Raw genomic sequence first — 1,217 nt, forward strand, 5'->3', positions numbered from 1 at the left:
GGTCGAGTATCACCAGGCCCAGAAAGCGCTGCGGCTCGCGCAGCGCGGCCATCATCATCAGCGTGCCGCCGAGCGAATGCCCCACGCCCAGTACCGGCCCCGACTGGGGCAGGTGGTGGTGAAGCAGTTCGTCCACCAGGTTGGCCCAGTTGCGATTGACCGGGTACTGCGGGTGATGGCCCACCCGGTCGATGAGCTGCACGTCGAAATGCTCGGCCAGCGGCGCGAGCAGGCTGCGGTAGCTCGAACCGGGAAAGCCGTTGGCGTGGGCGAAGACGAGCGGAGGGCGCGAAGCGGTCATGGGCGGGCTCGGTGGGTCATGGGTCGTTGTTATAAGGCCGCTATCGATCATACAACTGTTTTAATCGCTGCTGGAAGCCGCGTCAATGACCGCGTCGGCAGAACATCAAAATAACGCGAGCTGGGTTTGCGGCGCACTGTCGGCCAGGCGATAGCCCACGCCCAGAAGCCGCACCGGGCGGGCGCCCCGCGCCCAGCCCACGTTCAAGAGCGCTTCGAACTGGGCCATGTCGGGCGCGGGGTCGGCGTGCTCCACGGTGGTCTGGGTGAAGTCGTTGAACTTGACCTTGACCATCAGCCCCTTCACCGCCGGCGCCGGGTCGAGCCGGGCGTAGCGCCGTTCCAGGTCCTCGAGCAGCGCGGGCAGCTCCTGGCGGCACGCCTCCAGCGTCGGTAGATCCCGCGAGTAGGTCTGCTCGGTGCTGATCGACTTGCGCTCGCGGTGGGTCTTCACCGGGCGCTCGTCGTGCCCCCGGCTCAGCTCGAAAAGGCGCTTGCCGAAGCGGCCGAAGTGCTCGACCAGCTCGGTCAGGGGCCGCGCGCGCAGATCCGCGCAGGTGTGGATATCGAGGCTCGCCATCTTCTCGGCGGTGCGCGGGCCCACGCCGTGGATCTTCTTCACCGGAAGCGCGGTGACGAAGCGCTCGACGTCATTGGGTGCGATCACGCAGAGCCCGTCGGGCTTGTTCCAGTCGCTGGCGATCTTGGCCAGGAACTTGTTCGGCGCGACCCCGGCGGAGACGGTGATGCCCACCTCGCGGCGCACCTTGTCGCGAATCGCCTGGGCCATCAGCGTGGCGCTGCCCTTGAACTGGGTGACATCGGAGACGTCCAGAAAGGCTTCGTCCAGCGAGAGCGGCTCGATCAGTTCGGTCAGCTCGCGGTAGATGGCGAAGACCTGGCGGGCGACCTCCTTG

The 1,217-nt window shown here is 67.0% G+C and carries 2 protein-coding genes; both read right to left on the minus strand.

Annotated elements, in window-relative coordinates; translation table 11 throughout:
- Positions 1 to 301 (minus strand): alpha/beta fold hydrolase (locus tag BIS11_RS17970; RefSeq protein ID WP_253586780.1); only part of this gene is annotated, 301 nt, incomplete at its 3' end.
- A gap of 105 nt (positions 302 to 406) precedes the next feature.
- A partial coding sequence (gene dinB / locus BIS11_RS17975; protein ID WP_253586781.1) for a DNA polymerase IV occupies positions 407 to 1,217 on the minus strand: 811 nt, incomplete at its 5' end.

This window comes from Halomonas sp. 707D4, from assembly GCF_024158685.1.
In the GTDB taxonomy this organism is placed as follows: Bacteria; Pseudomonadota; Gammaproteobacteria; order Pseudomonadales; family Halomonadaceae; genus Vreelandella.